Consider the following 3,900-nt stretch of genomic DNA (forward strand, 5'->3'; position numbering starts at 1 on the left):
CAGTTTAAAGGCGATGGTATTGCCTGTCGTGGTGTCGGTTATGGCATGAAATCGATTCGTGTTGATGGCGCCGACATTCTGGCTGTGTATCAGGCCACGAAAATGGCACGTGATCACGCCATCGCCACCAACGAACCTGTATTACTCGAGTCTATTGCCTACCGTTTAGGCGCGCATTCTTCATCAGACGATCCAAGCGGTTATCGCAGCAAAGAAGAAGAAGAGCAGTGGCGCAAAAACGACCCAATTTCCCGTTTCCGCTTATGGTTATTGGCCAAAGGCTGGCTGGATGACGACGCCGACAAAGCGCAAATTGAATCGCTGCGGGTGGAAATTCTGGATGCACTGAAAGTGGCAGAAAAAGTGGCCAAACCTGGTATTGAACACTTAATTTCTGACGTTTATGCCGAACCTATCCCTGAACTTGAGCGTCAGCTGGCTGAACTCAAAACTCACATCCGTAAATATCCGGATGCTTATCCAATCACCTCAGGGAGAATGTAATAATGGCGAAGATGAATATGTTGCAGGCCATTAATAACGCCCTTGATCTGGCGATGGCTAAAGACAACACAGTAGTGTGTTTTGGTGAAGACGTGGGCCACTTTGGTGGTGTGTTTCGCGCAACCTCAAAGTTGCAGGAAAAATACGGCAAAGACCGTTGTTTTAATACACCTTTAACTGAGCAAGGTATTGCCGGGTTTGCCAATGGTATGGCAGCGCAGGGCATGAAACCTGTGGCTGAAATTCAGTTTGCTGATTACATTTTTCCGGCTTTTGACCAAATCGTCAACGAAACGGCCAAGTTCCGTTACCGCTCAGGCAATGAGTTTAATGTCGGTGGTTTAGTGTTCCGCACGCCATACGGCGGTGGTATTGCCGGTGGTCATTATCACAGCCAGTCACCTGAAGCTTATTTTGCCCATACCCCTGGTTTAAAAGTGATAGTGCCGCGCGACCCATATCAGGCCAAAGGTTTGTTATTGGCGTCAATCGCCTCAGAAGATCCGGTAATTTTCTTTGAACCTAAGAAGTTGTACCGCGCATCCACCGGTGAAGTGCCGGAAGACTATTACGAAATTCCACTGGGTGTGGCCGAAGTGATGCAGGAAGGCAAAGACGTGACCGTATTAGCCTGGGGCGCGCAAATTGAGATTTGCCAAAAAGCTATTGAAATGGCGCAAGCGCAGGGCATTTCCTGTGAGCTGATTGACCTTCGCAGCATTCTGCCCTGGGATGTAGAAACAGTAGTGAAGTCGGTGATGAAAACCGGCCGTTTAGTGATTAACCACGAAGCACCGTTAACGGGCGGTTTTGCCGGTGAAATTGCCGCTACCATTCAGCAACGTTGTTTCCTGCATCTGGAAAGCCCTATAGCGCGCGTTTGTGGTTTAGATACGCCATATCCGCTGGCGCTGGAACGTGAATACGTGGCCGACCATTTAAAAACTTTTGAAGCTATTGTGGCTTCAGTGAAGTTCTGATCCAAACCTGATAGAGGCGATGATGAAAAAAGATTTTATTCTGCCGGATATCGGTGAAGGTATTGTCGAATGTGAGCTGGTCGAATGGCTGGTGAAAGAAGGCGATACCATAGTTGAAGATCAACCGGTTTGTGACGTAATGACCGACAAAGCGCTGGTGCAAATTCCATCGGTGTTTAACGGTGTGGTCAGCAAGTTGTATTACAACAAAGGTGATATTGCCAAAGTACATGCACCTTTGTTTGAAATGCAAATTGCCGGTGAAGTGCAAACTCCAGCGCAAACAGCAGCACCAGCTGTGACGCAAACCGCACCAGCGGCGTCAGGGGCTGCTTCTGGCAAAATCACTGAAGACTTCCTGTTACCGGATATCGGTGAAGGCATAGTGGAATGTGAAGTGGTCGACTGGCTGGTCAAAGAAGGTGATGTGATTGCCGAAGATCAGCCGGTGTGTGATGTGATGACTGACAAAGCTTTAGTGCAAATTCCGGCCAAATATGCCGGTAAAGTAGTGAAGCTTTATACCGCCAAAGGTCAAATCGCCAAAGTGCATGCACCACTTTTTGCCATTGAAAGAGTGGTAGAAGGTGCGCTAATTGTAACAGCCGCCCATTCAGCTGCGCCAGTTACAACAGCAATCGCCGCCAATGTGACAAACAGCACATCATCTATGTCTGCAGCAGTGGTTGCAGGTAACGGCAAAGCAGTGGCAAGCCCTGCGGTACGCCGTTTAGCCCGTGAGTTGAATGTTGATTTAACTCTGGTGGCAGGCACAGGTGCTAAAGGCCGTGTTTATAAAGAAGATGTGCAGAAGTTTGTCAGTGGTGCTGTAACAGCACCTGCTTGTGCCGCAAAAGCCGCAGCTGTGGCAGCAGCGACAAGCTCAACAGTTGCTAATTCTACAGTTACAACTGGCGGTCGTCGTGTTGAACCTATTAAAGGTATTAAAGCGGCCATGGCACGGCAAATGGCCGAATCAGTGTCGACTATTCCGCATTTCACTTACTGTGAAGAGATTGATTTAACAGAATTAATTGCGCTGCGGCTCAGTTTAAAAGACGGTCTTGCCAAACAAGGTGTCAAACTCACCATGATGCCGTTTTTTATGAAAGCGATGTCATTGGCATTAAACGAGTTCCCTATTTTAAACAGCCAGGTCAACAGCGATTGTTCGGAAATCACTTATTTTGATGACCACAATATTGGTATTGCCGTCGACTCCAAAGTGGGTTTATTGGTGCCGAATATTAAAGGTTGTCAGCATAAGTCTATTGTCGACATTGCCAAAGACTTAACCAAACTGACAGATTCTGCCCGCGAAGGACGTGTCAGCCCAAGCGATTTAAAAGGCGGCACTATCACCATTTCCAACATTGGTGCTATTGGCGGTACTGTGGCAACACCAATTATCAATAAACCTGAAGTGGCCATAGTTGCCCTTGGCAAAGTGCAGCAGCTGCCGCGTTTTGACAGCAAAGGCCACGTGGTAGCGCGTTCTATTATGCAAATCAGCTGGTCTGGCGATCACCGTGTGATAGACGGCGGTACTATTGCCCGTTTTACCAATCTGTGGAAACAGTATCTGGAAGAGCCAAGCAGTATGCTGGTTGCAATGCGTTAAGGCAGCAAAAATTGCCTTAGCCAATGAAGCTATGTTGTTTTGCCCAAACCCACCTATAGGTGGGTTTGTTCTTTTCGGACACTGAAAAAGCCAGCCGGCATTTCTTCGCCTTCGTCGTTACCTTCAACTTCAACCTCAGCGCAAGCATTTGATCAAGAATGTATTTGTGGCAAAACATTCATTTACCATCCTTGTGCTTTATTGCATGATAAAGTCAAAGTCGCCACAGTGCGGCAGAAAGACAACTTCAGAAAACCAAACTTTGTATTGCAACCGGGATAAATAATGGAAAAACACCAGCTGCGAAATTTTTATATCCCCGAAGAGCAGTCGTTTTATCTGTTAAACGCCAACGACGCGAAAAAACTCAAAGACTGGGTAGCACTTTGTATTGAAGAGCTGCAAAAGCTCGGTTATCGCAATATTGAACTGGTGGGTAAGGGCGCTTATGGTTTTGCTTTTGCCGGCCTCGACAGCCTGAACGAACAATGTGTGTTTAAATTTTCCCGTATTAATCTGCCACAGCATATTCAGGAACGTCTGGCAGACGAAGCTTTTATGTTGTCGCAGGTTAATCACCCTAATGTGCCACGTTATATCACTTATCAACTGGTGAAAAAACAAGGTATTTTGATGATGGGACGCGCCAAAGGCGTTGATTTAGAACAATATAGTTTGCGCCATGGTCGCTTGCCAGTAAGACTGATTATTGATATCGCAGCGCAGCTGGCCAGTTTATTAAAAGTGCTTCGCAACCATCAAAAAGACGGCGAGTTATGCCCTATAGTGCATGGT

The 3,900-nt window shown here is 47.0% G+C and carries 4 protein-coding genes; all 4 read left to right on the forward strand.

Features of this window, described 5'->3' with window-relative positions:
* On the forward strand, positions 1-504 hold a 504-nt coding region (locus RCH83_RS13255; protein ID WP_306522872.1), incomplete at its 5' end, for a thiamine pyrophosphate-dependent enzyme.
* Between the two features lie 2 nt (positions 505-506).
* On the forward strand, positions 507-1,484 hold the full coding sequence (locus RCH83_RS13260; protein WP_306522874.1) for an alpha-ketoacid dehydrogenase subunit beta: 978 nt from the start codon (positions 507-509) through the stop codon (positions 1,482-1,484).
* Between the two features lie 22 nt (positions 1,485-1,506).
* Positions 1,507-3,105 (forward strand): dihydrolipoyllysine-residue acetyltransferase, encoded by a 1,599-nt coding sequence (locus RCH83_RS13265; protein ID WP_306522876.1) that lies wholly within the window; start codon positions 1,507-1,509, stop codon positions 3,103-3,105.
* Between the two features lie 285 nt (positions 3,106-3,390).
* Positions 3,391-3,900: protein kinase (locus RCH83_RS13270; RefSeq protein WP_373689773.1), on the forward strand; the 510-nt coding region annotated here is incomplete at its 3' end.

The organism is Rheinheimera sp., from assembly GCF_030824435.1.
In the GTDB taxonomy this organism is placed as follows: domain Bacteria; phylum Pseudomonadota; class Gammaproteobacteria; order Enterobacterales; family Alteromonadaceae; genus Pararheinheimera.